Source organism: Lentzea chajnantorensis (assembly GCF_054300775.1).
Window position 1 is genome coordinate 1,927,146 of sequence record NZ_JBSDZT010000002.1, and the last position, 25,018, is coordinate 1,952,163.

29 protein-coding genes are annotated in these 25,018 nt (G+C 72.0%); 10 read left to right on the plus strand and 19 right to left on the minus strand.

The features are described from left to right. Positions 1–46 precede the first annotated feature (46 nt). The 4 genes from ACVDFE_RS10280 to ACVDFE_RS10295 form a co-directional block, all read right to left on the minus strand. Complete coding sequence (locus ACVDFE_RS10280) at positions 47–745, minus strand: hypothetical protein (protein ID WP_458430280.1); 699 nt, start codon at positions 743–745, stop codon at positions 47–49. An 87-nt stretch (positions 746–832) separates the two neighbouring features. Next, entirely contained in the window at positions 833–1,441 is a 609-nt protein-coding gene (locus tag ACVDFE_RS10285) for a class F sortase (RefSeq protein WP_360401672.1), read from the minus strand. Beyond that, the gene (locus tag ACVDFE_RS10290) at positions 1,438–2,094 is read right to left on the minus strand and encodes a hypothetical protein (RefSeq protein ID WP_360401675.1); all 657 of its coding nucleotides are present in this window, start codon (positions 2,092–2,094) and stop codon (positions 1,438–1,440) included. Before ACVDFE_RS10290 ends, ACVDFE_RS10285 begins: the two co-directional genes overlap by 4 nt. Before the next feature lie 80 nt (positions 2,095–2,174). Beyond that, positions 2,175–3,578: an NAD(P)H-quinone dehydrogenase gene (locus ACVDFE_RS10295; protein ID WP_360401678.1), complete on the minus strand. Its 1,404-nt coding sequence runs from the start codon at positions 3,576–3,578 to the stop codon at positions 2,175–2,177. 109 nt (positions 3,579–3,687) lie between these two features. Between ACVDFE_RS10295 and ACVDFE_RS10300 the strand changes: the two genes are divergently transcribed. Beyond that, positions 3,688–4,137, plus strand: coding sequence for a gamma-glutamylcyclotransferase family protein (locus tag ACVDFE_RS10300; protein WP_360401681.1), 450 nt, complete (start codon positions 3,688–3,690; stop codon positions 4,135–4,137). A gap of 118 nt (positions 4,138–4,255) precedes the next feature. Here the strand turns inward: ACVDFE_RS10300 and ACVDFE_RS10305 are convergent, their stop codons facing one another. The 8 genes from ACVDFE_RS10305 to ACVDFE_RS10340 form a co-directional block, all read right to left on the minus strand. Next, positions 4,256–5,071, minus strand: a complete 816-nt coding sequence (locus ACVDFE_RS10305) for an ESX secretion-associated protein EspG (RefSeq protein ID WP_458430281.1) — start codon at positions 5,069–5,071, stop codon at positions 4,256–4,258. Then, complete coding sequence (locus ACVDFE_RS10310; protein ID WP_458430282.1) at positions 5,071–6,306, minus strand: PPE domain-containing protein; 1,236 nt, start codon at positions 6,304–6,306, stop codon at positions 5,071–5,073. Before ACVDFE_RS10310 ends, ACVDFE_RS10305 begins: the two co-directional genes overlap by 1 nt. A gap of 1 nt (position 6,307) precedes the next feature. Beyond that, positions 6,308–6,673, minus strand: a complete 366-nt coding sequence (locus ACVDFE_RS10315) for a transcriptional regulator (protein ID WP_360401690.1) — start codon at positions 6,671–6,673, stop codon at positions 6,308–6,310. 97 nt (positions 6,674–6,770) lie between these two features. Next, complete coding sequence (locus tag ACVDFE_RS10320) at positions 6,771–7,367, minus strand: DUF3558 domain-containing protein (RefSeq protein WP_458430283.1); 597 nt, start codon at positions 7,365–7,367, stop codon at positions 6,771–6,773. 6 nt (positions 7,368–7,373) lie between these two features. Continuing rightward, positions 7,374–7,940, minus strand: coding sequence for a GNAT family N-acetyltransferase (locus ACVDFE_RS10325; protein WP_458430284.1), 567 nt, complete (start codon positions 7,938–7,940; stop codon positions 7,374–7,376). 10 nt (positions 7,941–7,950) lie between these two features. After that, on the minus strand, positions 7,951–8,748 hold the full coding sequence (locus ACVDFE_RS10330) for an HAD-IA family hydrolase (RefSeq protein WP_458430285.1): 798 nt from the start codon (positions 8,746–8,748) through the stop codon (positions 7,951–7,953). Further along, positions 8,727–9,113, minus strand: coding sequence for a DUF1707 SHOCT-like domain-containing protein (locus ACVDFE_RS10335; RefSeq protein ID WP_360401702.1), 387 nt, complete (start codon positions 9,111–9,113; stop codon positions 8,727–8,729). Before ACVDFE_RS10335 ends, ACVDFE_RS10330 begins: the two co-directional genes overlap by 22 nt. 53 nt (positions 9,114–9,166) lie before the next feature. Beyond that, the gene (locus tag ACVDFE_RS10340) at positions 9,167–10,942 is read right to left on the minus strand and encodes an acetyl/propionyl/methylcrotonyl-CoA carboxylase subunit alpha (protein ID WP_360401705.1); all 1,776 of its coding nucleotides are present in this window, start codon (positions 10,940–10,942) and stop codon (positions 9,167–9,169) included. 134 nt (positions 10,943–11,076) lie between these two features. Between ACVDFE_RS10340 and ACVDFE_RS10345 the strand changes: the two genes are divergently transcribed. Next, a complete protein-coding gene (locus tag ACVDFE_RS10345) occupies positions 11,077–11,733 on the plus strand; it encodes a hypothetical protein (RefSeq protein ID WP_360401708.1) in 657 nt (218 codons plus the stop codon). Between the two features lie 3 nt (positions 11,734–11,736). Here ACVDFE_RS10345 and ACVDFE_RS10350 read toward each other — a convergent pair whose 3' ends face one another. The 3 genes from ACVDFE_RS10350 to ACVDFE_RS10360 form a co-directional block, all read right to left on the minus strand. Continuing rightward, on the minus strand, positions 11,737–13,020 hold the full coding sequence (locus ACVDFE_RS10350; protein ID WP_360401711.1) for a dicarboxylate/amino acid:cation symporter: 1,284 nt from the start codon (positions 13,018–13,020) through the stop codon (positions 11,737–11,739). Positions 13,021–13,200: 180 nt separating this feature from the next. Then, the gene (locus ACVDFE_RS10355; protein WP_458430286.1) at positions 13,201–13,800 is read right to left on the minus strand and encodes a Maf family protein; all 600 of its coding nucleotides are present in this window, start codon (positions 13,798–13,800) and stop codon (positions 13,201–13,203) included. Continuing rightward, positions 13,760–15,193, minus strand: coding sequence for an MFS transporter (locus ACVDFE_RS10360; protein ID WP_458430287.1), 1,434 nt, complete (start codon positions 15,191–15,193; stop codon positions 13,760–13,762). Before ACVDFE_RS10360 ends, ACVDFE_RS10355 begins: the two co-directional genes overlap by 41 nt. Positions 15,194–15,273: 80 nt before the next feature. On the opposite strand from ACVDFE_RS10360, the gene ACVDFE_RS10365 reads away from it, so the two are divergent. Then, positions 15,274–15,660 carry a hypothetical protein gene (locus ACVDFE_RS10365; RefSeq protein WP_360401720.1) on the plus strand — a complete coding sequence of 129 codons (387 nt, stop codon included), beginning with the start codon at positions 15,274–15,276 and terminating at the stop codon, positions 15,658–15,660. A 58-nt stretch (positions 15,661–15,718) separates the two neighbouring features. Here the strand turns inward: ACVDFE_RS10365 and ACVDFE_RS10370 are convergent, their stop codons facing one another. Continuing rightward, on the minus strand, positions 15,719–15,955 hold the full coding sequence (locus ACVDFE_RS10370) for an acyl-CoA carboxylase subunit epsilon (RefSeq protein ID WP_360394872.1): 237 nt from the start codon (positions 15,953–15,955) through the stop codon (positions 15,719–15,721). Further along, entirely contained in the window at positions 15,952–17,598 is a 1,647-nt protein-coding gene (locus ACVDFE_RS10375; protein WP_458430288.1) for an acyl-CoA carboxylase subunit beta, read from the minus strand. The genes ACVDFE_RS10370 and ACVDFE_RS10375 overlap by 4 nt, the downstream gene beginning before the upstream one ends. 117 nt (positions 17,599–17,715) lie before the next feature. Here ACVDFE_RS10375 and ACVDFE_RS10380 point away from each other — a divergent pair, with 117 nt between their 5' ends. The 3 genes from ACVDFE_RS10380 to ACVDFE_RS10390 are packed head-to-tail and all read left to right on the plus strand — an operon-like array spanning position 17,716 to position 19,988. Further along, positions 17,716–18,534, plus strand: coding sequence for a biotin--[acetyl-CoA-carboxylase] ligase (locus ACVDFE_RS10380; RefSeq protein ID WP_360394877.1), 819 nt, complete (start codon positions 17,716–17,718; stop codon positions 18,532–18,534). 13 nt (positions 18,535–18,547) lie between these two features. After that, positions 18,548–19,072, plus strand: a complete 525-nt coding sequence (locus ACVDFE_RS10385) for a PH domain-containing protein (protein WP_360394880.1) — start codon at positions 18,548–18,550, stop codon at positions 19,070–19,072. Then, a complete protein-coding gene (locus ACVDFE_RS10390; protein ID WP_458430289.1) occupies positions 19,059–19,988 on the plus strand; it encodes a hydroxymethylglutaryl-CoA lyase in 930 nt (309 codons plus the stop codon). Before ACVDFE_RS10385 ends, ACVDFE_RS10390 begins: the two co-directional genes overlap by 14 nt. A 9-nt stretch (positions 19,989–19,997) precedes the next feature. On the opposite strand, the gene ACVDFE_RS10395 is transcribed toward ACVDFE_RS10390, so the two are convergent. Then, a complete protein-coding gene (locus ACVDFE_RS10395) occupies positions 19,998–20,435 on the minus strand; it encodes a MaoC family dehydratase (protein ID WP_360394885.1) in 438 nt (145 codons plus the stop codon). 98 nt (positions 20,436–20,533) lie between these two features. On the opposite strand from ACVDFE_RS10395, the gene ACVDFE_RS10400 reads away from it, so the two are divergent. The 4 genes from ACVDFE_RS10400 to ACVDFE_RS10415 are packed head-to-tail and all read left to right on the plus strand — an operon-like array spanning position 20,534 to position 24,231. Then, complete coding sequence (locus ACVDFE_RS10400) at positions 20,534–21,016, plus strand: YbaB/EbfC family nucleoid-associated protein (protein ID WP_458430290.1); 483 nt, start codon at positions 20,534–20,536, stop codon at positions 21,014–21,016. Beyond that, entirely contained in the window at positions 21,013–21,327 is a 315-nt protein-coding gene (locus ACVDFE_RS10405; protein WP_360394889.1) for a WXG100 family type VII secretion target, read from the plus strand. Before ACVDFE_RS10400 ends, ACVDFE_RS10405 begins: the two co-directional genes overlap by 4 nt. Position 21,328: 1 nt before the next feature. Further along, complete coding sequence (locus tag ACVDFE_RS10410; protein WP_458430291.1) at positions 21,329–23,983, plus strand: TNT domain-containing protein; 2,655 nt, start codon at positions 21,329–21,331, stop codon at positions 23,981–23,983. Next, positions 23,980–24,231: a hypothetical protein gene (locus ACVDFE_RS10415; protein WP_360394894.1), complete on the plus strand. Its 252-nt coding sequence runs from the start codon at positions 23,980–23,982 to the stop codon at positions 24,229–24,231. Before ACVDFE_RS10410 ends, ACVDFE_RS10415 begins: the two co-directional genes overlap by 4 nt. On the opposite strand, the gene hisN is transcribed toward ACVDFE_RS10415, so the two are convergent. Continuing rightward, positions 24,212–24,991, minus strand: coding sequence for a histidinol-phosphatase (gene hisN, locus ACVDFE_RS10420; RefSeq protein ID WP_360394896.1), 780 nt, complete (start codon positions 24,989–24,991; stop codon positions 24,212–24,214). The two genes, ACVDFE_RS10415 and hisN, sit on opposite strands and share 20 nt — an antisense overlap. Between the last annotated feature and the right edge of the window lie 27 nt (positions 24,992–25,018).

Consider the following 25,018-nt stretch of genomic DNA (forward strand, 5'->3'; position numbering starts at 1 on the left):
CCGGTGGTCAGGTTGCTCGTCCGGCCAGGACAGTGCCGAACTGTGATCAGGCCGTGCCGCCTCCACCGGTCTGCGGCGCGCCCTTGGGCTTCACGATGGGCGGCTTGGGCTTGGCCGTGGGCGCTGCCGGAGGCGTCGTGGAGGTCGGCGGGGTGGTCGGCGGGGCCTTGACGGTGAACGTGTTCACGAAGGTCTGGTTCTTGTAGCAGTGGACCGTCGCTTCGTACGTTCCGGGCGTGCCGGTCGCCTTGCCTTCGCCGTGCGCGCTGCCCCCGGGGTTGTTCGGGAGGCTGATCGGTGCGACGAAGCCGTTCGACTCGGCGGTGGGGCAGAACGAGTACCCGGTGACCTGCACCTTGATCGTCTCGCCCGGCGCGTACACCTCCTTGTCGAGGAACCGGCCGTCGAACGGGGGCACCGGCGGCTGCGGCTTGTCCAGCCGGTAGCGCACGACCCCCTGTGCGCTGGTGCCCTTGCACTCCAGGTACGCCGCGAACGGGCCCTGCACGTCGGCGAACCTGCCGCGCAGGGTGGCCAGGTCGAACGTCGCGAAGCCGGGCGACGTGAGCGACGTCGGACCGCCGGGACAGGTGCCCTCCTCGATCGTCGCGGTGAACTCGGAAGCGTGCGGGAAGACCTCGCCCCCCAGCGAGAACTTCGGCGTGACGTCCTCCTGGGCAGCGGCGATCGGCGTGAGCGCGAACACCACGCCGACGGCCGCGAGCGCGGCAACTGACCTGATCATGGCTGTCTCTCCCCCCTCGGGCACATGGACTGCTGGTACCGAACACGCCCGAGCGGGCGGTTCGGTTGCCGACAGGCGGCCTTTTCCTCAGATCAGCGTCGCGTAGACGATGATGTTGTCCCGGTAGCTGTGCGCGGCCTCGTCGAAGCTGCCCCCGCAGGTGATCAGCCGCAGCTCGGGTTCGGCGGTGTCGCCGTAGACGGCCTCGGTGGGGAAACCGGCCTTGGCGATCTGCTCGGTCTTGCGCACGCGGAACCTGGCCGTGGTGCCGTCCTTCCTGGACACCTCGACCTCGTCACCGGCGACCAGTTCCTTGAGGCGGAAGAAGATCCCCGGCTTCTTCAGCCCGTCGACGTGACCCAGCAGGATCGCGGGACCGGCCTCGCCGGGAGTGCGTGCGAGCCGGTACCACCCGGCCTGCATCGGCTGTTCGACCGGCGGCACCTCGACCGTCTCGTCGGCGTTCAGGCCGAGCGGGACGAGTGACGACGTGGCGCCGATCTTCGGGATGCGCACCTCGGTCGGTTCCGACGGTGGCATGCCCTTCTCGGCGACCGTTCGTGCCGCGGAACCGGTCGGGTGCGCCGGTGAACCGCTCGGCGGCGGGGTCGTCCGCGGTTCTGCCGCGGGAGGGGTGGCACAGGCGCTGAGCAGCGCCAGTGCCACCACCACGACCGCGATGGCGAGCCGCTTCACCGGGCCGTGCCCCCGCCGCCGGTCTGCGGCGCGCCCTTGGGCTTCACGATCGGCGTCTTCGGCTTCGCCGCGGGCTGTCCGGCCTTGGCCTTGACCGTGAACTTCCTGGTCGCGGTCTGGCCGGAGCACTGCATCGACGCCTCGTAGGTCCCCGGCGTGTCGACGACCTTGCCGCGACCGTTCCGCAACGATCCCTCGGTCTTGTAGACGATGTCGATCGGCTCGACGAACCCGGCGGACGTCACCGGGCCCGTGCACATCGCCGTGACCTGCCGGTGCACGTCGATGGTGCCGCCCGCCTCGACCACGTCGTCCGGGAAGAAGTAGAACGTCTCGACCACCCTGAACTTGACCGTGACCGGCTTGCCCCCGCAGGTCGCCGTGGCCTCGTACTCACCGTTCTGGTCGACAGCGGTCCCGCGACCTGCGAGGAGGTTCGGCTGGTTCTTCTCGAGCTCGATCGGCGCGGCGAAACCCTTCGAGGTGACCGGTCCGACGCAGTTGTGCCCCTGGTCAGCGGTGACCCCGACCGGTGCGCCCGGCAGGTACTCGCTCCTGTCGAGGGTGAACCCGGCGTTCTCCTGCGCGCCCGCTGCATGTGCGAATGCGAACGTGGCTCCGAGCGCGACGACGGTCGCGAAAATGCGCTTCATCTGTTTCTCCCCCTGAGTGGAACTCGCACCCCGAAGACGCCCCGGAGGGCGCCTCGGTTGCCGGGGGAGGTCTGAGTTACCTAGTCGAGATCGTCGTGCCGCATGAGCTGGCGGCCGGACTCGGTGATGGAGCCCGAGAGCGACGGGTAGACGGAGAACGTCGTCGCGAGGTGCTCGACGGTCAGCTGGTTCTGCACGGCCAGCGCGATCGGCAGGATCAGCTCGCTCGCGTTCGGCGCCACCACGACACCGCCGATGACCACGCCGGTGGCCGGGCGGCAGAACAGCTTCACGAAGCCGCGGCGCAGACCCTCCATCTTGGCGCGGGGGTTCGTGGCGAGCGGCAGCATGATCGTGCGGGCCGGCACCTCGCCCGAGTCGATCGCCTGCTGGCTGATGCCGACGCTCGCGATCTCGGGGTTGGTGAAGACGTTCGCGGCGACGGTCTTGAGCTTGATCGGGCTGACGCCCTCGCCCAGCGCGTGCCACATGGCGATGCGGCCCTGCATGGCGGCGACCGAGGCGAGCAGCAGCACACCGGTGCAGTCGCCGGCCGCGTAGACGCCGCTGACGTTCGTGCGGCTGACCCGGTCGACCGGGATGTAACCGCCGCGCCCGAGCTCGATGCCGATCTTGTCGAGACCGATGTCGTCGGTGTTCGGGACGGAACCGACGGTCATCAGGGCGTGCGACGCCTCGATCGTGCGACCGTCTTCCAGGTGGATCAGGACGCCGTCGCCGACGTTCTCAACCTTGTCCGCGCGCGCGTGCTTGACCACGGCCGTGCCGCGCTCGGCGAACACGTCCTCCAGCACCGCGGCCGCGTCGGCGTCCTCGTGGGGGAGCACCCGGTCCCGGCTGGAGACCATCGTCACCTTCACGCCCATCTCGGTGTAGGCGCTGGCGAACTCGACACCGGTCACACCGGAGCCGATGACGGCCAGGTGCTCGGGCAGCTCGGGCAGGTCGTAGATCTGCCGCCAGGTCAGGACGCGCTTGCCGTCCGGCTCGGCGCCCTGCAGGACGCGCGGGGTGGCACCCGTTGCGATGAGCACCACATCGGCGGTCAGGACCTCCTCGGCACCGTCCGGGGTCGTCGCGACCACGCGGTGCTGGGCCAGCCCCTTCGAACCGTCCGCGAACCGGGCCCGGCCGTTGATCAGCCGCACGCCCTCGCGCTGCAACCGCGCCCGCACGTCGGCGGACTGGGCGAGGGCGAGCCCCTTCACCCGGCCGTGCACGACCGGCAGGTCGACCGCCGCCTGGTCGTTGTTGGTCTGGATGCCCAGCTCACCGGCGTTGCGGAAGGCGCTGCGGGCCCCCGCCGACGCGATGAAGGTCTTCGACGGCACGCAGTCGTACAGCACGCACGCGCCACCCGCCCCGTCGGTCTCCACCAGGGTCACGTCAGCGCTGTGCTGAGCCGCAACCAGGGCTGCCTCGTAACCTGCGGGTCCGCCGCCCATGATGACGATGCGGGTCACGATCAGTTCCCTTCTGCGTGCTTGCTGGCCGGGACAACCGTACGCGTTGTCGCGAACCGCCGTGTCGCCAGGACCGAAAGCTGATCGTCGAGTCGCTACTCTGTCGGACGTGCCGCTCTATGCCGCGTACGGGTCGAACATGGATCCGAACCAGATGATGGAGCGAGCCCCGTACTCCCCGCTCGCGGGGACCGGCTGGCTCGTGGGTTGGCGTCTGACCTTCGGCGGCGAGGACCTCGGCTGGGAGGGTGCGCTCGCCACCATCGTCGAAGAGCCGGACCAGCAGACGTTCTGCGTGCTCTACGACGTCTCACCGCGCGACGAGTCGCGCCTGGACCGGTGGGAGGGGGCGCTCGGGCTGTACAAGAAGATCAGGCTGCGGGTGCAGACCCTCGAGGGGTCCGTGGTGGCCTGGCTGTACGTCCTCGACGCGTACGAGGGCGGCCTGCCCTCCGCCCGGTACATCGGCGTCGTGGCGGACGCGGCCGAGGCCGCCGGCGCTCCGCACGACTACGTCAACGACCTGCGGACCCGCCCCTGCCAGGGCATCGGCCCCTAGCTCCCTCTCCCTGCGCGCCCCGCGCCGCTGCCCTCACGCGGGGCCCTTTCGTGCGCTCACAGCGCACGAAAGCTCCCCGCGTGCACCTCAGCAGGCGGGCGAAGGGGCGCGTGAGGGGTCAGAACGGCTGGCCGGTGGCCTCTTCCAGCAGCTCCACCAGGTGGTGGTGCAGCCGGCGGTAGTCCACCGGGGTGATCGTCGACCACGGCGGCCTGCCCTCCGAGGCCCGGCGCATCTGCAGGTAGCGGCCCTGGGGCGTGTCGTAGAACGAGACCACCCGGTCCGGCCGCACCCGCTTGCCCCACTTGTCGCGGGCCGCCGCGCCGAACTGGCCGCGGTGCGTGGCGTCGCGGACCATGTCGGCCAGCGCGTGGGCGTCGTCGGCGCGCAGGCCGCGGGAGCGCAGCTCGGCCTCCAGGTCCTCGGGTGAGGCCGCTGAGGAGGCCGCCGCGTCCAGGTCCGCCGACGGCAGGGTGATGGAGTGGCCCTCCCCGGCCGGCGCGGACGGCAGGACGGTCAGGGCCTCACGGGGCAGCCCGTCGGCCTCCGCGGGGCGCAGCAGGAGCTGGCCGCCGTCGAGGACGGCGAGCACACCGGCCTGGCCCTTGCCGGCCGCCAGCAGGCGGACGCTGCGCTCGTGCAGCCAGAGGCGGGCGTCGATCTCCCGCTGCGGGCGGTTGAGCACGTGCAGCAGGTCTTCCAGGGTCGGGTCCAGCGACCGCGGGCCGCCCAGGCCGCGGGCGCCGAGCTGGCGCCAGACCTGGTCCTCGAGCACGCGGCGTTCCTCGCGGGTCTTGCCCGGTGAGGGCACCTTGAGCACCAGCGGCATCGTCTCCAGGCCGAGGTGCTCCCAGAGGACGTCGAACTCCAGCGCGGAGATGACCACCGGGTCGCGCGTGTCACTCGTCCCGAGGTCCAGGCCCAGCAGCGTCATCAGTCGGTCGTGCTCTCCCCGATCACCGGCAGCGCGTAGCTGCCGATCCCGTAGATGTCATCGCGTTCGCGCAGGTAGTCGGCGGCCTTGTGCTCAAGGTCCTCTTCGTCCTCGCCCTTGCGCGGGCCCATGCCGCCGAACGGGTCGTACGACTGCGGCAACGGCACGGAGCGCTGGTGCACGCGGTCGTTGTTCTGCCCGCCGACGGTGCCCAGCGGGCCCATCGACGAACCGTGGGCGCCACCCGCGTTGTTGACCGTCGCGCTGTGGCCGACCATCTGGCCGACGGCCGCCGACGACGACGCGGTCGCGCCCTCCTCCATCTCCTTCACCTCACCGGTGCCGGCCGAGGACGACGAGCGGTTGCCGGTGCGCTGACCGGGCACGGCGCCCGTGGTGCCGACGCCGGCCGCGCCGGTGCCCGCCGGACCGGACGTGCCCGCGGTGCCGGCCTGGCCGGCCGAGGACAGCGACGTCGAACCGGTGCCCCTGCCCGTGGTCGCCGCGGGCGACACGCCCGAGCTGCGGGTCGTGGTGCCCGGAGCGGTGCCGCTGCCGCCACGCGGGGGCGCGGTGGTCGAGCCGCGCGAGCCGGAGCCCGTGCGGGTGCGCGGACCGGTGCCCGTGCCGCCGTGCGGGCCGAAGACCCAGCCACCGGGCGTGTGCACGCCGGGGCCGCTGCTCGACGTGATGCCCGAGGCGCTGATCTGCAGCTGCGGCGGCTGGGTGAACTGGCCCAGCGTCGAGGTGTTCGCCGTCGTGGACGACGCGTAGGTGGCCATGACCTCACGGGCGCGGCGCTCCGCGGAGTCCGCTGCCGCCTCCTGCTGCTCGTGGTCGGTCTGGCCGCCGAAGAGGTGCACGATGCCGCTGACCAGCGCGTTCGGCTGCTCCGCCGTCACCTTCACCGGCGCGGGCATGTCGGCGCGGGCCTTGGCGATGTGGTCGGCCTGCAGCTCGGCCGAGTAGCGCATGACGTCGGCTCCGCCGCGGGCGCCGTCGGCCCAGGCGGCGAGCGGGTTCATGCCGGCGGCGGCCTGCTCGGCCGCCCTGCCCTGCCACCGGGCGCCGGACTTCGCGATGCCGCGGTGCAGGTCGTCGTTGATCTCGCTCAGCGCACTGGACACACCGGCCCAGCGCTCGACCGAGGTGTGCGAGGCAGCAGCGCCGGGACCGGCGTGGATGCGCGCGTAGAGTTCCTCGTGGCTGTAGCCCTGCCAGCGGTGCTCCACCATCTCAGCAACCACTCTTCCCCATCAGGCCCGTGTTGTCGCCCTCGACCACGCGGTACTGGCGTTCGATCTGGTTCAGGTTGTCCATCGCCGTCTTCAGCTGCCGCTGGTAGTTCTGCAGCGCCTCGAGGGCGGAGTCGCCGTCGGTGACCGACCGCTCGTTGAACTTCTCCGCTGCCTCGGCGCTGACCGGGTCGCCGGCCCACGGGCGGACCCGGAACTCGGTGACGGCGAGCTCGATCTGCTTGTCGAGCTTCGTCAACGCGGCTGAGAAGGTGCTGCGCAACGCGGGGATCGCGTCCGGCTCCACGTTCAGCTCGTGCTGGACGGGCGGCGAGGAGTCAGCCCCGCTGCGTCCCCCTGGCGGCATGGTGGAACCTCCGGCGGTTGTGCTTGCAAGCGCTCAGCCACTCTAACCACCGAAGGTAACGCTGTGGAGTGCAACGGGTGACTTCCCCCCGTGTGGGTCAGCGCTTCTGGGTCAAACTGGCCATCGCGGCCTCCGCCACCCGCTGGGCCCCGAGACACAAATGATCTTGTTGCGCGCCACTGGAATTGCCGCCGTCGCGGAACATGACGTCGAGGAACTGGCCCTCGGCGACGTCGACCTCGACGTTGCAGACGTCGTCGATCCCGGGTGTGCGGACAGTAATCGCCGCGAACCCCTCGATCGCCCCGATGACGTACTCGACCTGGGCGTTCTCCGAGATCCACACGTCGGCGCCGGAGACCAGGACGAGCGCGAGGCGGGCGACGTTGCCGCTGGTCGTGCTGCGGATCGAGCACGCCTTCGCGCCGTTGAAGCTCGTCTCGACGTACGGGTTCGGCGGGCTGTCCAGGCTCAGCGCCGTGCGCTGGTCGGCGGTCAGCACCGCGCACGGGTCGACCTCGTCCAGCGGGACCGCCAGCGGCCGGGGCGGCAGGGACGGCCTGGTCGCCGAGGACGTGGGCGCCGGCGGCGGGGCACTGCTGTCGCCGGAGCTGCGTTCAGGCCCGGTCGTGCACCCGGTCAGCGCCAGCGCCGGCACCACCACCGCGGCGGTGAGGAGCGCTCGGATCCGCATGGCCGGTCACCGTAGCTGCTCCGGGAAGGGGTCCGTGGCCAGGCGAGACCAGAGCAACATGTCTTCTCGCTGCTCATCGACTATCGCCTCGTCGCGAAGTCGACCCTCCAGGGTGAACCCGCACTTCTCCGCGACGCGCTGCGACGCCTTGTTCGACGCCGCGTGCCGGTAGGCGACCCGGTGCACGCCCAGCCCGCCGAACGCGAACGCGAGCGTCGAGTTCAGCGCGATCGTCAGCACGCCCCGGCCGCGGTGCTCCGGCTGCGTCCAGCAGGTGATCTCGCCGAGCCCGAACTTCAGGTCCAGGTCGCGGATCACCACACCGGCCAGCAGCTCGGCCGTCGTCGCGTCGCACACCGCCCACGAGACGCGCTGCTCGTAGGTCCAGCCGTTGGTCAGGTAGTCGATGAAGATCTCGGCCGCCGCCTCGTTGTGCAGCCCCATCCTCGGCATGTACCGGCGCGTCTCCTCGTCGGCGAACGCGGCCGTGATCGCCGGGACGTCGTTGATCCGGTCGTCCCGCCGGAACGCCCTCAGGTAGTACTCGCCGGCGTTGATCTCGACTGCTTCCACGCGGGTGAGGCTAGTGCTCCGCGGCGAACCCGTCGTGCCGCTCCGCCAGCTCGTCGAGCTCGTCGCGGTGCGCGGAGGCGGGGGAGCCGTCCGGTGCGGTGGTCAGCTCGACCACCCAGTCCACGTCCTCGGCGTCGTCCTCACCGGCCAGCATGTCCCGGTGCACCCGCGCGGGCGCCCAGCCCTCTCCCAGCAGCTCGGTGGCGAGCTCCTCGGCCTCGTCGCGGTCGGGCAGCACCAGCAGCACGGTCGGCGGGATCAGCCCGCGCGTGGCCAGCGCCACCCGCAGCGCCCGCACGTCCGGCACGTGCACGCCGTCCAACCCGGCCGCGGTCGCCGCGACGGCGTTCTCCTCGCTGTCGTCGCAGAACACCGCCGTGGTGCGGCCGAGCTCGTCGAGCACCCGCCGGTAGATCGCGGGGTCCGGCTTCGCGACGCCCAGGCGGGAGGAGTTGAAGACCGCGTCGAACTCCCCGTCGAGCCCGAGCACGGCCAGGTCCGCCTCCAGCCGCGTGGTCGCGTTCGACAGCAGCGCCACGAAGCACTGCCGGCGTGCCAGCCGGGCCAGGTGCAGGGCCTCGGGAACGACCTCACCGCCCGCCGCCCACGCGTCGACCCGTTCGCGGGGGATCGTCCTGGCGATCTCGTCCTGCCACTGCGCGTCGGTGATCTCACCGGTGACGGCCCGGTGCAGCAGACCGGGCTCGAACGCGACGGCGGCGACGTCCGGCGGGGTCGGCGGGTACGCGCGCAACACCCCGTCGAGGTCGAGCAGCAGCAGCGGTTTCACCGCCGGCGCCCGTTCCACTGCCCCCACAGGATCGCGACGGCGGGGATGAGCAGGAAGATCAGCGGGTTCTTGACGAGCACGAAGAACGCGATCACCACGGCGACCCCGACCACCGGCACCACCGCGCCCTCCCAGCGGCGCGCGGGCACGGCAGAGGGCTGGTCGAACATCGGCGTCGGCACGGCGAACTGCGGCCGCGGGTCCGGCAGGTCGCGGAACTGCGCGAGCAGCTCACCGCGGGTCTTCGCGGTGGTGATCCGCGCGGACCGCTCGCCGTACTCGTCCACGTCGATGCGGCCCGCGCTCATGTGCTCACCGAGCACCTGCAACGCCTGGCTGCGCTCGGTGTCGCCGATGCGGATGTCCCGTGCCGGGTCGCTCACCCCTCAATGGTAGGCGAGCCCCCACCCTGCTTCCCCCGCAGATGCTTGAGCTGTCAGTCCTTCAGCTCGCAGATCACGGTGCCCTGGGTGATCGGGTCACCGGGCGCGGCCGCCAGCCCCGTCACGGTGCCCGCCTTGTGCGCCGTCACCGGGTTCTCCATCTTCATGGCCTCCAGCACCACGATCAGGTCCCCGGCCGCGACGGTCTGCCCGTCCTCCACGGCCACCTTCACGATGGTGCCCTGCATCGGCGCCGCCACCGCGTCACCGGACACCGCCGCCGACCCGCCGCCCGCGCGCTTGGCCTTCGCCGGCTTCTTCACGGCGGCACCACCGGCGGCCGGACGCGCGCCCACCGCGAGGTCACCCGGCAGCGACACCTCCAACCGCCGCCCGCCGACCTCGACCACCACGGTCTGCCGCGGCGCCTCCTCGGCGGCGGCGTCCGCGCCACCGGAGAACGGCGGGATCCGGTTGTCGAACTCCGTCTCGATCCACCGCGTGTGCACGGTGAAGCCCTCGGGCTTCTCGGCGGTGAACGCCGCGTCGCGCACGATCACGCGGTGGAACGGCAGCACGGTCGCCATGCCGTCGACGACCATCTCGTCCAGCGCGCGCCGGGCCCTCGCCAGGGCCTCCTCGCGGGTCTCGCCGGTCACGACCAGCTTGGCCAGCAGCGAGTCGAACTGCCCGCCGATCACGGAACCGCTCTCCACACCGGCGTCCACGCGCACGCCCGGCCCGGACGGCGCCACGAACGTGGTCACGGTGCCCGGCGCCGGCAGGAAGCCGCGGCCGGCGTCCTCACCGTTGATCCGGAACTCGATGGAGTGCGCGCGGGGCGCCGGGTCCTCGGTGTACCGCAGCTTCTCGCCCGCGGCGATGCGGAACTGCTCGCGCACCAGGTCGAGGCCCGTGGTCTCCTCCGACACCGGGTGTTCGACCTGCAGCCGGGTGTTGACCTCCAGGAACGAGATCGACCCGTCGAGGCCCACGAGGTACTCGACGGTGCCGGCGCCGTGGTAGCCGGCCTCCAGGCAGATCGCCTTGGCCGACGAGTGGATGGTGGCGCGCTGCTCGTCGGTCAGGAACGGCGCGGGCGCCTCCTCGACGAGCTTCTGGTGGCGGCGCTGCAGGGAGCAGTCGCGGGTGCCGACGACGATCACGTTGCCGTGCGTGTCCGCGAGCACCTGGGCCTCGACGTGGCGCGGCTTGTCCAGGTACCGCTCGACGAAGCACTCGCCGCGGCCGAACGCCGTGACGGCCTCGCGCACCGCGGAGTCGAACAGCTCGGGGATCTCCTCCAGCGTCCGCGCGACCTTCAGGCCGCGGCCACCGCCGCCGAACGCGGCCTTGATCGCGATCGGCAGGCCGTTCTCCTCGGCGAACGCGATGATCTCGTCGGGGCCGGACACCGGGTCCTTGGTGCCGGGCACCAGCGGCGCGCCGGCGCGCATCGCGATGTGCCGCGCGGTCACCTTGTCGCCGAGGTCGCGGATCGCCTGCGGGGTCGGGCCGACCCAGACCAGGCCCGCGTCCAGCACGGCCTGCGCGAACTCGGCGTTCTCGGACAGGAAGCCGTAACCGGGGTGCACGGAGTCGGCACCGGACTGCGCTGCGGCGGCCAGCACCTTCTCGATCGACAGGTAGCTCTCGCCGGGGGTGTTCCCGCCGAGCGCGAACGCCTCGTCGGCGAGCCGGACGAACGGTGCGTCCCGGTCGGGGTCGGCGTAGACGGCGACGCTCGTCAGCCCGGCGTCCTTGCAGGCGCGGATGACCCGGACGGCGATCTCACCGCGGTTGGCGATGAGGACCTTGCGCAGCGACACGGCGTCGTACCTCCTGCTGGGACCGGCAATTACGGCTCTGGCTGGTGCCGCAGTCTACGGAAACCGGTGAACGGGGAGAGGGAGAGACGGCTCACTTCACATCCATCGTGGGCCCATCCGCCACAATCTGCTCTGTGGGTGCAGCCAGGTCCTCGCGGGTGGTCGCCGTCGTCGCTGCCGCCGTGGTCGTCGCGGGGCTGGTGTTCGCCTACTCCCAGCGTCCCGACCACACCGGTTCGGGCCAGTCCGGCAGCGGCGGGGGAATGCGCTGCGGCACCACCGTCTGCCAGTCCGTCGTCGGCAGGTCGGTCGGCGGCGACATGGTGGAGCTGCTCGGCGGCACCGGCGGCGGGCGGATCAGGGTGACCGGGGAGACCGGCACGTTCATCTTCGAGATGACCACCGCCGAGGCGGGCGCGACGATCACCGCCGACTCGTTGCTGTGCCACGCGTCGGCGGTCAGCGTGTGCCTGGTGCGCGGCCCGCACAACGACGAGGTGCTCGGCGAGGTGCTGGTCCGCAAGAACGGCACGTGGTCGCGCATCCAGACGACGTACCTGGCGAGCGCGGCCTACCTGGGGCTGCACGACGTCGACGAGGACGGCGTCGCGGACATCGTCGCCGCGCAGCTCGCGTGCGGCGGTCAGTGCCGCGACGCGTTCGTGCAGGTGTTCAGCGCACTCGGTCCGGACATCGGCTGCACGCAGGCGGCGCCGGCGCGGGAGCAGCTGCCAGGCTGGCCCGCACCGGCGCCGAGGTTGTCCCAGCTCCGTCCCTGCACCGACGCCTAGGCGTCAGGCGTTGATCAGTTCCTTCTCGGCGGGAGCGCCGTCCTCGATCAGGCCCTCGCTGCGGGCGACCACGACCGGCACGGTGATCTGCCCGGCCACGTTCGTCGCGGTGCGCATCATGTCGAGGATCGGGTCGATCGCGTAGACCACGGCCACACCGGTCGCGATCACCTGCGGCGGCAGGCCGATGACGCCCAGCGTCAGGGTGAGCATCGTGTACCAGCCGGTGGTGCCGGCGGTCGCGAACGCGCCGAACACGGCCACCGCGACGATGCCGACGTACTGCCACACCGAGAGCTGGATGCCGAACAGGTTCGCGATGAAGATCGTCGCGACGGCCGGGTAGACCGCGGCGCAGCCGTCCATCTTGGTGGTGGTGCCCAGCGGCACGGCGAAGTTCGCGTACTCCTGCGAGACGCCGAGGTCCGTGGCTGCCTTGCGGGACAACGGGAGCGTGGCGCCCGACGAGCGGGACACGAACGCGAACTGGATGGCCGTCCACGACTTGCGGAAGAACTCGACCGGCGAGACCTTGCCGACGAACTTCAGCAGCACCGGGTAGACGACGAACAGCACGATCGCGGTGCCGAGGTAGACGGCGACGATCAACGAGAACAGCGGCCGCACGAACGAGTTGCCGTACGTGGCGACGGCGTTGCCGATGAGGCCGAAGATGCCGATCGGGGCCAGCAGGATGATCCAGCCGACGACCTTCTGCACGATGTCGAAGAACGAGCGGACCAGGTTCGTGAACGGTGCGGCCTTGTCGCCGAGCGCGTAGGCCGCGAAGCCGACGAGCACCGCGATGAACACGACCTGCAGCACGTCGCCCTCGGTGAAGGCGCTGAAGATGTTCGACGGGACCAGGTTGTCGAGCAGCGCGCTCCACGAGCCGGACGCGCGCTTGGCGAGCTTGTCGACGGCACCGGCGGCGGGTTCGATCTGCACGCCCTGGCCGGGCTTGAGGACCGCGCCGACGGCGAGGCCGATCAGCACGGCGACCAGCGACGTGATGCCGAACCACAGGAACGTCTTGCCGCCCAGGCGCGCGGCGGTGCGACCGCCGCCGAGGTGCCGCAGCGACGCGATGCCGACGACGATCGCCGTGAACACGAGCGGGATGACGGTGAGCTGGAGCAGCTTGGTGAAGTTGCCGCCGATCCAGGCGAGCACGGGTGCGAGCCACGTGCCCTTCCCGAGCCAGCCGGCCAGCGCGCCGAGGACGAGCGCGGCGAGCACGGTCAGGCCGAAGACCTTGGGTTTGCGGTATGTCTGGACGATCGACACTGGAACATCTCCTGGGCAGGGATGAGCGAAAGGGGGCTGGGGGCGGTCAGCCCGTACAGCCCGTGCTCGTCCTGCGTCCGTGGTCGATGGTCCGACGACGCGTCAAATACTCGTTCACCGCGTACCCCCAACGCGTCCGCTGGGGACAATCTTCCCTGTTGGGAGGAAGTGTGACCAGGGCTACCAGAGTGTGGACACCGGAACACCCAACCGGCCCAGCAGCCGCCGGGTGAGCGGCAGGCTGATGCCGATCACCGAGGTGTGGTCGCCGTCGATGCCGTCGATGAACCAGCCGCCCAGCCCGTCGATCGTGAAGCCGCCCGCGACGTGCAGCGGCTCACCGGTCGCGAGGTAGGCCTCCAGCTCCTCGGCGGCCGGCGTGCCGAACCGCACGGTCGTCGACTCGGCCGCGGACGCCCGGTCGACCACCTCCCCGCCGGACACCCGCAGCACGGTGTGCCCGGTGATCAGCACACCGCTCTTGCCGGCCACCCGCTGCCACCGCTCCCGCGCGACCTCGACCGTGCCCGGCTTGCCGACCAGCTCGCCCTCGAACAGCAGCATCGAGTCGCAGCCGATCACCACGCACTCGTCGTCGTGCTCGACCGCCTCCGCCTTGGCCGCGGACAGCGCGACCACCGTCTCCTCGGGCGTCGGGTCGGTGAGCGAGGCGACCAGCGCGTCCTCGTCGACACCGGACACGCGGACGACGGGCTCGATGCCCGCCGCCCGCAGCACGCTAAGACGAGCGGGGGACTGGGAGGCCAGGATCAGGTGCACGCCCGGAGTCTGGCACGGGCGGTGCGCTACCCGGGGGTGTGGTCGCCGGGGTCACGGGCCGGAAGGCCACCGCGGCGACCAGCCCGACCAGGAGCACCGCGATCAGCATCCAGAACGTCGCCCGCACCGCCGTGGTGAAGTCGCCGGTCGCGGCCAGCACCACCTGCAGCACCGCGCCCATCGCGGCGCTGCCCAGCACGTTCCCGAACTGCCGCGAGGTGTTGTAGATGCCCGAACCCGCACCGAGCAGCGACCGGTCGACCGTGCGGATGGAGATGTTCGTGAGCGGCGAGTACACCAGCCCCATGCCGACGCCCAGCGCGACGAGCGAGGGGACCAGCACCCACTGGTTGCCGTCGTGCAGGAGGAACGTCATCGTGCCGATGCTCACCGCCAGCAGCACGAACCCGCTGATCGGCAGCACCTTGGCGTTCGCCCGGTTCGACCAGCGCCCCGCGAAGATCGCCGTGGTGCCGGACATCAGCGACGCCGGCGCCGTGACCAGGCCCGCCATCAGCGGCGACAGCTTCGGCACGGTCTGCAGGAACAGCACCAGCGCCACGAAGAAGGCGGTGACCGTGAACCCGATGGCGATGTTCGCGACGTTGCCGAGCGAGAAGTTGCGGTTGCGGAAGATCCGCAGCGGCAGCAGCGGCTCCGGGTTGCGCGGGGCCGCCTGCCAGAGCACGAACGCCACCAGCACCACCACCCCGGCCACCACGACCTCGGGGATCGTGACCGGTCCCGCGACCCGCCCCCACCCGTAGTGCTCGCCGTTCTGGATGCCGAACACCACGAGCCCGAGCCCCGCGCAGCACAGCACCACGCCCAGCACGTCGAACCGGTGCGCCCGGCCGGGCCGCAGGTCCGGCACCCACAGCGCGAGCAGGACCAGCGCGACCACCCCGATCGGGATGTTCACGAAGAAGATCCACTGCCACCCCAGGTGCGTGACCAGCACACCGCCCAGCAGCGGTCCCGAGACCGTGGCCAGTCCCGCGACCGAGCCCCACGTGCCCAGCGCGGCACCCCGCCGGTCCGCCGGGAACAGGTGCGTGATGAACGCCATCGTCTGCGGCGTCATGGCCGCGGCCCCCAGCCCCTGCACCGCGCGGGCGGCGATGAGCGCCGTGGAGCTGCCCGCGAGCCCGCACGCCAGCGAGGCGAGCACGAACAGCAGCAGCCCGATCAGGTAGAGCCGCTTCGGCCCGTACCGGTCACCGAGCCGGCCGGTCATCAGCAGCGGCACGGCGAACGCCAGCAGGTAGGCGCTGTTCACCCAGATGATGTCGTTCAGCGAGGCACCGAGCCCGGCCTGCATCGAGGGCATCGCGACGTTGACGATCGTGGTGTCCAGCAACGTCATGAAGAAACCGACGCAAAGGGCGTACACGGCACGCCAGGCAGCCCGGTCTGCTGATTGCGTAGGACTACTGATGCGCGCTCTCCTCTTCCGTCGGCACCCTCGGTGGGGTGAAGCGCTGGGTGCTTGTCCTCACCGAACGCGGTCCCGATCGCGAAGGCAAGCGCAGACGGACCGCCGCACTCCTCGTCGCGCTCGGCGCCCTCCTCGGCGCCGGTGCCGTCGGAGGCGTGCTCGCGAGCGACCCCATCGGCTACGGCGTACCCGTCTGGCCGTTCGCCAACCCTGCCGACCGCGCGGAGAACGCGTTGCTGGCACAGGTCGAACCCGCGCTGCGGTCCCGGCAGCCACTGCCCACACAGGACGCACAGGTGCTGCGCACGACCGAGTCGTACGGCAGCGTGTTCTGGACGTTGAAGCTGAGGGTGGACGGTGAGGAACGGTGCCGGGAGGTGGCCGTGGGCCTCGACTTCACGAGCCGCCGCGTTCCCTGCTAGCCAGAAGGCGTCTGCAAGTACCACCGACTGGCAGTCGGTGGTACTTGCAGACGCCGGATCAGCCGGGGAGGCCCGAGGCGCGCCACGCCCCCGGCCCGTGCTGCAACGGCCTGCGCACCCGCCGGGCGGGGTTGGCCCACTCCGACCGCGGCGCCGGCGCGTCCTCGACCGGCCCACCCGCGGCCAGCCCGGCCACGACGACCGTCAGCGCCGCCAGCTCGTAGTCGTCCGGCGCGCCCTTGACGACCCGCAGCAACGGCCGTTCGGGAGCGGCCTGCTCGTCCGCGGCGCTCACAGCGGGATGTTCCCGTGCTTCTTGGGCGGCAACGTCTCCCGCTTGTCCCGCAGCATCGACAACGCCCGCGCCACGTACCCGCGCGTGTAGGACGGCGGGATCACCGAGTCGACGTACCCGCGCTCGGCGGCCACGTACGGGTTGCACAGCGCGTCCTCGTACTCCTGCTGCAACCGGCCGCGCAACGCGTCGACGTCCTCACCACCGGCTGCCGCAGCGGCCAGCTTCTTGCGGTGCACGATGTTCGCCGCGCCGGACGCACCCATGACGGCGATCTGCGCGGTGGGCCACGCGAGGTTGATGTCGGCGCCGAGGTGCTTGGAGCCCATGACGTCGTACGCGCCGCCGTAAGCCTTGCGGGTGATGACGGTGACGAGCGGGACGGTGGCCTCGGCGTAGGCGTAGATCAGCTTGGCGCCGCGGCGGATGATGCCGTTCCACTCCTGGTCGGTGCCGGGCAGGAAGCCGGGCACGTCCACGAACGTCAGCACCGGGATGTTGAACGCGTCGCAGGTGCGCACGAACCGCGCGGCCTTCTCGGAGGCGTCGATGTCGAGGCAGCCGGCGAACTGGGTGGGCTGGTTCGCGACGACGCCGACGGAGTGGCCGTCCACGCGGCCGAAGCCGACCAGGATGTTCGGCGCGAACAGCGGCTGGACCTCCAGGAAGTCGCCGTCGTCGAGCACGCGGTTGATGACCTCGTGCATGTCGTACGGCTGGTTCGCGGAGTCCGGGATGAGCGTGTCCAGCGCGCGGTCGTCGTCGGTGATCGAGTCGGAGATCGAGCCGGCGGCCAGGGTGGGCTCGAACGCGGGCGCGTCGGACAGGTTGTTCGACGGCAGGTACGAGAGGAGCTCCTTCACGTACGCGATCGCGTCCTCCTCGTCGCTGCCGAGGTAGTGCGCGTTGCCGGACCTGGTGTTGTGCGTGCGGCCGCCGCCCAGCTCCTCGAACGTCACGTCCTCGCCGGTGACCGTCTTGATGACGTCCGGACCGGTGATGAACATGTGCGAGGTCTGGTCGACCATCACCACGAAGTCGGTCAGCGCGGGGGAGTAGACGTGCCCGCCCGCGTTCGAGCCCATGATCAGCGAGATCTGCGGGATCACGCCGGACGCGCGGACGTTGCGGGTGAAGATCTCGCCGTACAGGCCGAGCGAGACGACGCCCTCCTGGATGCGCGCGCCGCCGCCCTCGTTGATGCCGATGATCGGGCGGCCTGTCTTGATCGCCAGGTCCATGACCTTGACGATCTTCTCGCCGTAGACCTCGCCGAGCGAGCCGCCGAACACCGTGACGTCTTGGGAGAACACGCACACCGGACGGCCGTCGACGGTGCCGTAACCGGTCACCACGCCGTCGCCGTACGGGCGGTTGGTCTCCTGCCCGAAGTTCGTGGAGCGGTGCCGCGCCAGCTCGTCCAGCTCGACGAACGAGCCGGGGTCGAGCAGGAGGTCGATGCGCTCGCGGGCGGTCTTCTTGCCCTTCACGTGCTGCTTCTCGACCGCGCGCGCCGAGCCGGCGTGGACCGCCTCGTCGTTGCGCCGGTAGAGGTCAACGAGCTTGCCCGCGGTGGTGTGGACGTCGGGAGCGCCTGAAGCGTCGCCGGGGACGCTTCCGATCGGCTCGGTCGCACTGCTCATGGGCTCGCAGCCTAACGAGACCATTGCTGAACTGCCCCGTGCAGTTGTCCAGGTCACGGCAACCTGTTGGTCGTGTTCGATCGCACGTACCCTCTTCCGTTCCAATAGCCTGGCGCGATGGACACCGCACTCGACGCCGAAGCGCTGCGCGCGCGGCTGGTCGCACCCCACGGTCCGTACGCCGCGCTCGACGTCGTGCAGACCACCGCCTCCACGAACGCGGACCTCACCGCCGCCGCCGTCGCGGGCGCGCGGGACCGCTCCGTGCTGATCGCGCTGGAGCAGAGCGCGGGGCAGGGCCGGCGCGGGCGCAGCTGGTCGTCGCCGGAGGGCGGGCTGTACGTCAGCGTGCTGTTCCGGCCGGCGGACGTGCCGGCGCAGCGGCTGCCGTGGCTGAACCTCATCGCCGGGCTGGCGCTCGTGCGGGTGGCCCACTCGACCGGGGTCGAGGCAGCGCTGAAGTGGCCCAACGACCTGCTGCTCGGCGCCAAGGGCGAGAAGGGCGCCGGAATCCTGTCCGAGATCACCGCGGGTGTGGAGCCGGCCGTCGTGGTCGGCATCGGCCTGAACGTCGCGGCCCTGCCGGACGACGTGCAGCCCGCGCCGGGTGGGCTCGCCCCGACGTCGCTGGCCGACGTGGGCGCGAGCGAGCTCGACCGCGGCGAGCTGGCCTTCCGGTTGCTCGTCGAGCTGGCGGGGCTGGAAGGCGTGTGGCGCAAGAACGGTGGCGACGCCGTGGAGTCCGGTGTGCTGGAGGAGTACCAGGAGCACTGCGCGACCGTCGGGCAACGCGTGCGCGTCGAGCTCGCCGGTGGCGTGCAGCTGGAAGGCACGGCCCAGCGGATCGAGCCCGACGGCACCCTCGTCGTGCGCGGCACCGACGGCGTCGACCACGGCGTGTCCGCTGGTGACGTGGTGCATTTGCGCCCTGCGTAGCTAGGGTTGTCCCATGGCCTACCCCGACGACCTGCTGAGCTCCGGCGAGCACGTCGTGATCCACCGGCGCCCGCACTGGAAGGTGCTGGTCCTCCCGGTGTTCTGGCTGCTGGTGGTGGTCGTGCTCGGCACGTACCTGGCCGGGCTCGTCGGTGACCTGTCGTGGGCGGGCATCGCCTGGACCGTGCTGGCGGTCGTCGCGCTGCTGCTGGTCGTCGGGCTGACGCTCGTGCCGCTGGCCCGCTGGCGGACGACCCACCTCGTGATCACCTCGGACCGGGTGATCTACCGCGAGGGCGTGGTCAAGCGCACCGGCCTGGACATCCCGCTGTCGCGGGTGAACAGCGTCCGGTTCGAGCAGAGCCTCGTCGACCGCGTGCTCGGCTGCGGCACCCTGGTCGTCGAGTCGGCGTCGGACGCGCCGATCCCGATCGACGACGTACCGTCCGTGGAGAAGGTGCACACCTTGCTGTACCGCGAGATGAACGACAACCCCGAAGACGACTTCGAGCAGAGGACCATCAATGGGCGCGCGTGAGGTCGGCCTGCCCGACGTGGTCGGCTCCGGTTCGCTGCCGTCGTCGGTGACGATCTGGGAGGTCGGCGCGCGGGACGGCCTGCAGAACGAGTCCGCGGTCGTGCCGGTCGAGGTGAAGATCGAGTTCCTCGACCGCCTGGCGACCGCCGGTCTGTCCGTCCTGGAAGCCACGTCCTTCGTGCACCCGAAGTGGGTGCCGCAGCTGGCCGACGCCACCGAGCTGCTGGCCGGCCTCGACCGCAGGGCCGGGGTCACCTACCCGGTGCTGGTGCCGAACGAGCGCGGCCTCGACCGCGCCCTGGAGGCCGGCGTCACGCACATCGCGATCTTCGCGTCGGCCACCGAGACGTTCGCCTCGCGCAACCTGAACCGGACGCTGGACTCGCAGTTCGAGATGTTCGAGCCGACGGTGACCCGTGCGCTGGCGGCGGGCCTGTCGGTGCGCGGGTACGTGTCGATGTGCTTCGGCGACCCGTGGGAGGGCGCGGTGCCCCGCTCCCAGGTCGTGGCCGTCGGCGAACGGCTGCTGGACCTGGGCTGCTCGCAGCTCTCGCTCGGCGACACGATCGGTGTCGCCACGCCGGGCCAGGTCGAGGCGCTGCTGGGCGAGTTCCGCGACGTCTCCCGGCTCGCCGTGCACTTCCACGACACCTACGGCCAGGCGCTGTCGAACACGCTGGCCGCGTTGCGGTGCGGCGTCACGACCGTGGACTCGTCGGCCGGTGGGCTCGGCGGGTGCCCGTACGCGGAGTCGGCGACCGGGAACCTCGCCACCGAGGACCTGGTGTGGATGCTGGACGGGCTGGGCGTGAAGACCGGCGTGGACCTCGACAAGCTGGTCGAGACGTCGGTGTGGATGGCGGAACGGCTCGGGCGGCCGAGCCCGTCGCGGGTCGTGAGGGCGCTGGCGGGGTAGCGGGTCCGGTCAGCCGCGGGTGCCGAACATCCCCGTCGACTCGAACCGGTAGACCAGCTCGCCGCCGCGCAGGGCCGACCCGCGCATCTCCACGAGCCCGAGCCCCGGCCGGCTCTTCGACAGCCGCGCGCCGAGGACCTCGACCTCGAACGCGAGCCGGTCGCCCGCGAACACCGGCGCGAGCCAGCGCAGCTCCCGCACCCCCGGCGAGCCCTGCCCGGTGGAGTTCGAGAGGACCTTGTCGACGTAGACGCGCATCCAGAGGGACGCGGTGTACCAGCCGGAAGCGGACAACCCACCGAAAATCGAGTCGCGGCCAGCCTCTTCGTCCAGGTGGAACGGCTGCGGGTCGAACTTCCGGGCGAAGTCGACCATCTCGTCCCGGTCGACGACCACCTCGCCGAGCGGGATGATTCGGCCTGCCGGCAGATCCTCGAAGGCGAACACGTCGTTGATCGTACGTAACTGAAGTCGCCGGGAACCGATCTAATGGCAACGGCGTCCAAGCAGCCCGAGCCCAGGGCTATGCGTGTGAGGGGGACTCGGTGGACGACCACCGTGCGCAGGTCGAGGAGCTGATGGCCGACTACCGGCGCAGCCGCGAGCAGCTGGCGTCCGTTCAGCGCGAGCTGGCGACCGTGGCCGGGCGGGCGAGCAGTCCGGACGGGACGGTCACGGCGACGGTGGGCGGCCGCGGCGAGCTCACGGCGCTGGAACTGTCCGAGGTGGCCTACCGGCGGCACCGGCCGGAGCAGCTCGCCGAGCTGGTCGTGCGCACCGTGGCCGCCGCTGCCGCGCAGGCCGCCGAGGGCACCTACCAGGCGTTGAGCGCCGTGCTGCCCGCCGCCACGGACCCCGCGGCGCTGGTCGCGGGCACCGCGGACCTCAAGCCGGACGAGTACGGGCTCGACGACAACCGGGCGGTCCTGGGTCAGCAGCCCGCGCGCCGGCGCGTGGACGACGACGAGGACAACGAGCAGCGCGAGAGCTGGCTCGACTCCGAGCTCATCAACAGGAGGGCGCGATGACCGGGTACGACGCCGATCTGGGCCGGCTCGACGCCGGTGCCGGCGAGCTGCGCGGGTTCGCCGCGCAGGCCGGTGAGGTCACGGGTGCGCTCGAGAAGACGCTGTCGGCGCTCGGTGCCTGCTGGGGCGACGACGCGGCCGGGCGCAGCTTCGCCGACTCGCACGTGGGTCCCGCGAACTCCACGGCCGCGGCGCTGACCTCGGTCGCGACCACGTTCGGCGGCGTCGGCGACAAGTTCGCCAAGACCGCGGAGACGTACCGGCACGTCGAGGAGAGCAACGCGACCGCGATGAGAAGGTTGGACGGCTGACATGGGCATCGAGCTTCCCGCCGAACTCGCCGAGGTCGCCGCCAAGGCAGGCGTCTCGTGGCCCAAGGCGGACGAGGACAAGCTGCGCGCCAGTGCCACGGCCTGGCGCGAGGCCGGCGACAAGATCACCCGGCTGGGTGCCTCCGCCGACGGCGCCGCCGGCCGCGCGTTCGAGAGCCTGCACGGCGCGACCGGTGACGCCGCACGCGGCACGTGGTCCAAGGTCGTGGCACCCGACGGCGACCTCCAGCGCGCCGCGAAGGGCTGCCACGCCGCCGCCGCGCGCCTCGACCACGCCGCCAAGCAGGTCGGTGCCGCCAAGGTCGAGATCGTCCGCGAGCTCGTGACGCTCGCGAAGAACAACGACGCCGCCAAGGCCGCCGCCGGCACCGGCAACCAGACCGCGCTGCTCGGCCTCGAGACGCTGATCCGCGGCGCCGCGGCCAACGTCGCGAACCTGACCAACACCCTGACCTCCGCCATCCGCCTGGACAGCGGGGTCGACATGGGCCAGGCCGGCCAGCCGGTCAACACCGCGCCCGGCTCCCACGGCCCCGGCCTGAACCTCGGTGGCGCTCCCGGCGGTCTGCTCGGCGGCGTCCTCGCGCCCGTCGGCGAGGTCGTCACCGGTGTCACCGCCCCGGTCGCCGACGTCGTGTCCGGCGTGACCGCACCCGTGGCCCCCGTGGTCGGCGCGGTGACGGCACCGGTCGCACCCGTGCTCGGCGCGGTCACCGCCCCGGTCGCCCCGGTGGTCGGCGCCGTGACCGACGTCGCCGCACCCGTACTCGACGCCGCGGCCCCGGTCACCGCACCGGCCGCCGCCGTCGTGGCGCCCGTCCTCGACGCGGTCCCCGGTGGCCGCGAGGCCGCCGCACCGGTCCTCGACGCGGTCGACGGACCCGGTGACGGGCACGGCCGCGGTGAGGGTCGCGGTGAGGGCCACGGTCCCGCCCAGGGTGGGGGCCAGGGTCCTGCCGACGGTCCCGGCCGCGGTGGCGAAGGCCCCGGCCGCGGCCAGGGCCCGCAGGTCCTGCCGCAGGTGCTCGGCCCGGTCGCCGACGCCGTTGCCCCGGTCGCGCAGCACGCCGCCGACGCCATCCCGAGTGTCCACGGCAGCCTCGGCCCCGTCGCCGAGGGCACCACGCAGGCCGCGGGTGCCGCGGTCCTCGACCGCCCGTTCACGCCCGATCTGCACAACCAGCCCGCGGCCCCGCAGACCGGTGCCCCGAGCGCTCCGAACGCACCCGCCGGCCCGGGGATGAGCGGCCCGTCCGGCCCGTCCGGCCCGATCGGCGGACCCGCCGGTGGTGTCGGCGGTGCGGTGGGTGGTGCCGCTGGTGCCGTCGGCGCGGCTCCGGCCGCGGCGGCCCACGCGGGTGCCGCGGTCGCCGGTCAGCAGGGCCAGGCCGGTGCGACCGGCCAGGGCCAGCAGGGTCAGGGCCAGCAGGGCGCCAAGGTCGGCGCTCAGCCCGGTGCCCAGGCCGCGGCCCAGGGTGCGGCTCAGCCGGGTGCCCAGTCCGGCCCCGGCGCGCAGTCCGGCCCCGGCACGCAGTCCGGTCCGGGTGCGCAGTCCGCAGCGGGCAAGGCGGGTGCGCCCGGCGCGGCAGGTGCCGCGGGTGCGGCGGGCCAGGCCTTCGGCAACCAGCCGGGCCAGCTCGGCACCCAGACCGGCCAGAGCGGTCCCGGCCAGACCTCCCAGTCCGGCCAGTCCAGCCAGTCCGGCAGCCAGCCCGGTCAGGGCCAGCCCGGTGCCAAGGACGGCCTCTCCAAGGACCCGGCGAAGGACGCCCTGCTCAAGGACGGCCTGCCCGACCCGGCCGACGAAGCGCCCGGCGGTGCCGCGACCGGTGGCTCCACCGCACCGAACCCCGGCGACACCCTCGTCTCGGCCCCGGTGGCCCCCGGCGTGGACCTCGGCCAGCAGTCGAGCCCGATCGCCGACCGCCTGGAGAACCGCGACCAGTCGCAGGCACTGGCCGGTGCGCCCGGCATCGCCTATGACATCGCCCGCCACGCTTACACGGCGGCCGCGGTCGGCAGCTGGTTCATGGCGGTCTTCCTCAGCGCGGGCCAGCCCCCGCGACTGGCCCCGAAGCCCGCACGCCAGCTGCCCGCGCCGAAGCAGGAGGAGACCGAGCCGGTCGCCCGGTTCGCCCCGCAGGACCACCCGCGGGCGGACCTGGTCGACCCGTCCACCCCGCGGCCGTTCGAGCCGACCGGTGGGCTCGGCGCGGACCACCCGGTCGTGCAGGCCCTGCTGGAGGGCTACGACCCGTTGGCGGGCATGCACGAACGCGACTGGGAAGCCCTCTTCCTCACCGAGGACGGCGAGCCGAGGTGGCCCGCCGAACGCGAGGGCGGCTACGAGGCCAGCCAGCCGGAGGTGCTCCAGGCGGGCGCGGAGCTCGACCGGTTCGGCACGCCGGAGGGCCGGGTCCTGAGCACCGCGGGCACGCCGTACGCGGAGCGCTCCCTGCCGCCGCACAGCGCCGGACAGGGCTACCGCCGCTACCGGGTCGTCCGCGACCTGCCCGTCCACCGCACGATCAGCGCACCCTGGTTCGGCCAGCCCGGCGGCGGCGCGCGGTACCGCACCACCCACCCGGTCGCCGACCTCGTCGCGCTCGGCTACCTCACGGAGATCACCGCATGAACGTCGAGACGCTGCCCGAGTGGCTGACCAGGATCGGTGTGCCGGACGACGTCGTCAGCATCGGCGAGGAGGCGGACCAGCGCTGGTGCGTCCTCACCGAGGACGGCTACGAGGTGTTCTGGCAGGAGCAGGGCAACCGGTACGACTGGGCCAGGTTCGACGACGAGAGCGTGGCGTGCCACTACCTCTTCGGCCGCCTCGCCTGGGCCCAGGTCGCACGCGGAACCCTCACGGCGCCAACAGCGTGAGAGCGGCCTCGTGCAGGTGGCCGTTCGACGTCAGCACGTTGCCGGCGTCGTAGCGCTCCTCACCCTCCAGTGAGGTGAAGCGGCCACCCGCCTCGGTCACCAGCACCTGGAACGGCGCGATGTCCCACGGGTTCGCGACCGCTTCCGGGGCCAGGTCGATCGCACCCTCGGCGACCAGGCAGTGCTGGTAGAAGTCGCCGAACGCGCGGCTCTCCCAGGTGGCGTCGACCAGCCGCAGGTACGACTCGCGGGTGCGGTACCGCACCCACGTCTTGAGGTCGGTCGTCGAGACGTAGGCGTCCTCCAGCTCCCGCACCCCGGACACGGAGATCGCCCGCTCACCGGCGGCGTCGGAGGCGAACGCGCCCCCGCCCGCGGCGGCCCACCAGCGGCGGCCCAGCGCGGGGGACGACACGACGCCCACGACCGGCACGCCGTCGACGACCAGGGCGATCAGCGTCGCCCAGATCGGCACGCCGCGCAGGAAGTTCTTGGTGCCGTCGATCGGGTCGAGCACCCAGACCCGTGCGGCGTCCAGCGTGCCGCCGCGTTCCTCGCCCATGACGACGTCGTCGGGGCGTTCGGCGGTGAGCAGCGCGCGGACGGCGTCCTCGACGGCGATGTCGGCGTCGGTCACGGGGGTGCGGTCCGGTTTGCGCTCCACGGCGAGGTCGTGGGAGCGGAACCGGGTGGCGGTGATCGCGTCGGCGGCGTCGGCGAGGCGCAGGGCGAGTTCGAGATCAGCATCGTGGCGTGACACGCGGCGATCGTTCCACGAATAGTCTGA

Coding starts and splice junctions, on each gene's coding strand:
- ACVDFE_RS10320 (WP_458430283.1), bottom strand. CDS start 7,367: ATGCGGATCCGAGCGCTCCTCACCGCCGCGGTGGTGGTGCCGGCGCTG.
- ACVDFE_RS10385 (WP_360394880.1), top strand. CDS start 18,548: ATGGCCTACCCCGACGACCTGCTGAGCTCCGGCGAGCACGTCGTGATC.
- ACVDFE_RS10290 (WP_360401675.1), bottom strand. CDS start 2,094: ATGAAGCGCATTTTCGCGACCGTCGTCGCGCTCGGAGCCACGTTCGCA.
- ACVDFE_RS10415 (WP_360394894.1), top strand. CDS start 23,980: ATGAACGTCGAGACGCTGCCCGAGTGGCTGACCAGGATCGGTGTGCCG.
- ACVDFE_RS10315 (WP_360401690.1), bottom strand. CDS start 6,673: ATGCCGCCAGGGGGACGCAGCGGGGCTGACTCCTCGCCGCCCGTCCAG.
- ACVDFE_RS10390 (WP_458430289.1), top strand. CDS start 19,059: ATGGGCGCGCGTGAGGTCGGCCTGCCCGACGTGGTCGGCTCCGGTTCG.
- ACVDFE_RS10305 (WP_458430281.1), bottom strand. CDS start 5,071: ATGACGCTGCTGGGCCTGGACCTCGGGACGAGTGACACGCGCGACCCG.
- ACVDFE_RS10380 (WP_360394877.1), top strand. CDS start 17,716: ATGGACACCGCACTCGACGCCGAAGCGCTGCGCGCGCGGCTGGTCGCA.
- ACVDFE_RS10280 (WP_458430280.1), bottom strand. CDS start 745: ATGATCAGGTCAGTTGCCGCGCTCGCGGCCGTCGGCGTGGTGTTCGCG.
- ACVDFE_RS10375 (WP_458430288.1), bottom strand. CDS start 17,598: ATGAGCAGTGCGACCGAGCCGATCGGAAGCGTCCCCGGCGACGCTTCA.
- ACVDFE_RS10405 (WP_360394889.1), top strand. CDS start 21,013: ATGACCGGGTACGACGCCGATCTGGGCCGGCTCGACGCCGGTGCCGGC.
- ACVDFE_RS10410 (WP_458430291.1), top strand. CDS start 21,329: ATGGGCATCGAGCTTCCCGCCGAACTCGCCGAGGTCGCCGCCAAGGCA.
- ACVDFE_RS10310 (WP_458430282.1), bottom strand. CDS start 6,306: ATGGTGGAGCACCGCTGGCAGGGCTACAGCCACGAGGAACTCTACGCG.